Here is a 4,562-nt window from a genome sequence, read left to right as displayed (position 1 = left end):
ACGATGACGTTGCCGGGCTCGTTCAGATCGGGGTCGATCACCACGTGGAGCAGCCGCAGGCGGTCGGGCGTGATCATGCCGCTTCCGGGGCCGCGCCCGGATGCTGACGCCCGCCGCGATCTGCGGTAGGGGCGTTCGGTGGTGCGCCCCGCGGCGGCCTCCATCCACCACCGCGGGTACCGCCCCGGGCCCGTCGGCCCGGGAGTCTGTGGGCTGGGCCGGGCTATCCCGGCCGGCCGGTCCGCAGGAAGGCGGCCAGCAGCTCGTGCAGCACGGCGGCGCCGTCCTCGGCCAGCACCTCGTGGCCGGCGCCGGCCGCCTCCACGTAGCGGAAGTCGGCGCCCTCGCTGCGGCCGATCCGCAGCAACTCGTGCCGCAGCGCACGGGACTGGCTCACCGGGACGACCTCGTCCCGGTCGCCGTGGACCACCAGCAGCGGCGCGCCGATCCGGTGCGCGAGCTGGAGCACGTCGCGCGGGCCGCGGGCGTCGGCGATCGGCTCGCCGCCGCCCAGCCGGGTGGTCAACGCCCGTACGGGGGGAGCGGCTTCGGCCAGCAGCCGGGCGCCGGACAGGAACGGTGCGACCACCGCGCACCGGGCGACCTGCTCGGCCGGTGCGTGTGCGGCCGCCAGCAGGGCGAGGAACGCGCCGTAGCTGACGCCGAACAGGGCGGGCGGCTCCAGGCCGAGCGCGGCGCGCTGGCCCGCGAGGGCTTCCAGCAGGTACAGGACGTCGTCGAGGTCCGGTCCGCCCCAGGCGCCGCGGATGGCCATCGCGTGCGCCACCCCGTAGCCGGTGGAGCCGCGTTGGTTCGGGGCGAGGACGGCGAGGCCCTCGGCCGCCATCCGCTGCAGCGCTGGGTCGAACTCCAGCCGCCAGGCGTCCGCCGGGCCGCCGTGCAGCGCGAGCACCAGGTGCGGACTGCTCAGCCAGGTGTCGCCGCCGTACACGACGGCCTCCAACGGGCCGGCCGGACCGGCGAGTTCGAGACTCTGGGCCGGGTGCCAGCGGCCGCCGTCGCCGGGCTGGGCGGAGCCGTCCAGCCGCCAGCCGGCCGGGGCCTCGGCCCGCGGGGGGCGCGGCACGCCGGGCTGCCAGGGCAGGATGGTGTCCCGCCACGGGGCCGGCAGGCCGGAGCCGGGCTGCGCGGAGCCCAGCGGCGCCAACTGCAGCGGCAGCGGCATCGGGCCGGACCCGGCGGCGGCCGGGCCCTGGCCCAGCAGCGCGTCCACGTCCAGGGTGGCCAGCGCGGCCGGGTGGTCGGGGGCGGAGTACGGCATCCGCAGGCCCGCGCCGGACCAGTGGCCGACCGCGCCGAACCGTCCGGCGGGCACCGGCAGCGGGTCCAGGCGTCCGGCGGCGGGCCGCCACACCGCGAGTGCCGAGCCCGCGCCGTGGTCGATCTGGATCACCACCCGGTGGCCCTCCGGACCGGGCCGCAGGGCCACCGGCCGCAAGAACACGCCCGCCACGTGCAGGCAGTCCGGGAGCCGCAGCGGCTCGCCGCGTCCGTCCAGCACGCCCCAGCCGAGCCGGTCGGTGCCGGGCGCGTCGCTGCGGACGACCGCGAAGCGGCTGTCCGGGTCGAACAGCACCAGCCGGTCGTTGCTGCGCTCGCCGATCTCCAGCAGCGGGGTGACGGCGCCGCTGCGCAGGTCCAGGACGACGGTGCGGACGGTGCCCTCGCCGACCCGGTCGAGCGCCAGCAGTGCGCCGGTGTGGTCGAGCCAGACGCCGCCGCCGTGCAGGCCCGGGATCTCGGCCACCTGCCGGGGCCCGCTGCCGTCGGCCGGCACCAGCCAGACCGTGGTGGCCGGACGGGTGTCGCTGCCCAGGGCGACGGCGACCGGGGCGCCGGGCCCCGCCGGCGCCTGTGCCGGAAGGGGCAGCACCCGCAGGCCGGGGCACTTCAGGGTGGCCAGCTGCCGCTCGGTGGTGACCGGTTCGCGGCCTTGCCCGGCGGCGACGCCGAGCAGCACCAGGTCGTGCCGTTCGCCGTCGTGCCGGCAGACCAGCACGGAGCCGTCCGGGAGTGCGACCAGCTGCGAGCGCAGGTGCTCGGACCGGTTGCCGGGCAGGGCCAGCGCGAGCGGGACGACCGGGCCGCTCTCCGGCAGCCGCCAGCTCTCCGCGTACCAGCCGCCGTCGGCGGCGGAGGCGAGGCAGGCGGCGTGGCTGCCGTCGGCGGCGAAGGTGAAGCTGAGGCGGCGCAGGGCCTGGGTCACGATCCGGGTGGCCACCATCATGTCGCCCTCGCCTCGTCGGGTCCGCCGTGGTCGTCAGGGCCGCCGGCGCCGTCCGAACCCCGGCCGTCGGGCCGGTCAGCGCCGGGCCGCCCCGGGCCGCCGGCCGGGAACGAGGGCGGTACCGGGTCGACCCAGAGCCGGGGTCCGCCGTGCCGCAGCCGCAGCAGGAAGGCGAGCGCACCCGCGGTCCCGGTCCCGTACGCGGCGGCGCAGCCGGTGCCGGTCTCGTCCGGCAGCACCAGCAGCCCGCTCCGCAGGGCCGTCCGGGCGGCGATCAGCTGACCCAACTCCTCGGCTCCACTGCTGAATTCGGCCGCACCGGTGGCCTGGGCCAGGTCGAGCAGGTACTCGCCGTCGCCGGCCAGCCCGTGGCAGGCGCTGACGCCGCAGTGCCAGCGCCCGGCCAGCACCGCCCGGCCCGCGGCGAGGGCGAGTTCGCGTGCGCCCGCGTCACCGGTGACCTGCCAGAGCCGGAGCAGGAAGGTGCCCGCGCCGGACGACCCGCTGCACCAGTGGGCGAGCCTGACCTGCTCGGGGTCGTCGGCGTCCTGCGGCCACCAGGCGCTCTCCTCCGCACCGTCGCCGAACTCCCGCCGGACGGTGGTCGCGAGCGTGCGCCCGGCCTCGGCGGCGCCGTCGAGCAGCGCCCGGTCGCCGGTGGCCTCGGCGGCGGCGAGCAGGAACGCGCCGACACCCGCGACCCCGTGGGCGAAGCCGAGGTGGGTGATCCCGGCGAGCGCCGAGTCGAAGTCCTCCGGGACGGGCCACACCGTGCCGTACGGCGTCGGCCGGCCGGCGGCGAGCAGGCGGTGGCCGCAGTGCGCCGCCCGGGCCAGGAACTCCCGGGCCGAGTCCGGCCCCAGGTCGGCCGCGGCGAACCGCAGTTGGAGGAAGCCGGCGCCCGCGGCGCCGTGGCAGACGTCCGGGTTGGGCCACTCGACGGCTATCCGGCGGGCCAGTCCGGCCGCGCGCTCGGCGAGCGGACGGTCGGCCAGCGCCCCGGCGGCGTCCAGCAGGGCCCAGGCGGCGCCCGAGCGGCCGAAGTGCAGCCCGGGCAGGACGACCGGCTCGTCGGCGCAGCGGCGCTCGATCCACTCGACGGCCGTCCGCGTCGTGTTCCTGGCCTCCGCCCGGACCTCGTCCGGCAGCCCGGCGGTCACCGCGGCGCGGGCCAGCAGTGCGAGGACGCCGGCGGCGCCGTGCTGGACGTTGCACGGGTCGGACCGCTCGCCGGCCGGGACGATCGGCCAGAGCCGGTCCCGCCGCAGCGGCGTGGCGGTCGTGGCGAGGTGCCGCAGGCCGTCGCGCAGGACCCGGTCGACGACGGACCCGCCGCCCACCGGTGAGGCCGCGGCCGGGGCCTTCCCGGCCGTCGGGCCGGCGGCCACCGGAGCGGCGCCCCCCGCGAGGGCCTCCCGGACCGTCTGCAGGCTCCACCGCTGCTCCGCCTCCTCGGCCCGCAGCCCCAGGACCGCCGGCGCGAGCCGCCGCGCGGTGTCGCCGGAGCGCGCGGCGAGGGCGAGCCAGCGGCCGAGCCGGTCGGCGACCGGGCGGGCCGACGGCAGGTCCTCCGGCAGCAACGGATCGTGGCCGGTGGCGAGTAGGAAGAAGAGGCCGCCCAGTGCGTAGAGGTCCGCGGCGGGCTCGGCCACGCAGGCGCCGCCTCCGGCCGGGCCGCCCGCCGGGAGCCCGGTCACGAGCCGGTCCGGGACGAGGGCGAGCCGCCCCGGGCCCTGCTCGGGGGCGCGGTAGCCGGGGGTGCCGGCCGAGCCGGCCCGGCGGCCGGCCTCGGCGGCCAGCTCCAGGTCGACCAGCCGCAGCGTGCCGTCGGGCTGCACCAGGACGTTGCCGGGGGAGAGGTCGCGGAGCACCAGGCCCAGCTCGTGCACCCGCTCGACCAGGTCGAGCAGCGCGTGCACCAGCGGCCCGGCCTCGGCCCAGTCGACGTCCGGGCTGCCGTCGCGGCGCAGCCGGCCGCCGACCCAGCTGCCGAGCGGCTGCCCGGCGATTCGTTCCTGCACCAGGAACAGCGAGTCGTCCTGCTCGATCAGCTCGACCGGCCGTGGCGCCAGCTCCAGCCCCTCCAGCCGGGCGAGCAGGGCGGCCTCGTGCCGGAGTGCGGCGCGGGCGTCGGTGCCGGCCCGGTCGACCTCGATGTGCGCGCGGGCCTGCTTGACCACGACCTCCGCACCGCCGTCGGTGTCGCGGCCGTGGAAGAGCCGCTTCAAGCAATTCCTGGACATCGCAGGTCAGTTGACTGTTACCGGCGGTATCGATCATGAAGGCCCGCCCGAATCGACCGGCTTTGAGAAAA

The 4,562-nt window shown here is 78.2% G+C and carries 2 protein-coding genes; both read right to left on the bottom strand.

From position 1 onward, the window contains the following. Positions 1-223 precede the first annotated feature (223 nt). Positions 224-2,248: an alpha/beta fold hydrolase gene (locus ABZ885_RS35875; RefSeq protein WP_360198412.1), complete on the bottom strand. Its 2,025-nt coding sequence runs from the start codon at positions 2,246-2,248 to the stop codon at positions 224-226. Continuing rightward, positions 2,245-4,491 (bottom strand): class IV lanthionine synthetase LanL, encoded by a 2,247-nt coding sequence (lanL, locus tag ABZ885_RS35870; RefSeq protein WP_360198409.1) that lies wholly within the window; start codon positions 4,489-4,491, stop codon positions 2,245-2,247. Before lanL ends, ABZ885_RS35875 begins: the two co-directional genes overlap by 4 nt. Positions 4,492-4,562: the final 71 nt, after the last annotated feature.

Source organism: Kitasatospora sp. NPDC047058, assembly GCF_040643935.1.
Classification (GTDB): domain Bacteria; phylum Actinomycetota; class Actinomycetes; order Streptomycetales; family Streptomycetaceae; genus Kitasatospora.
Note: the sequence above shows the minus strand (reverse complement) of the source record. Positions and strands in the feature narration are given on the sequence as shown.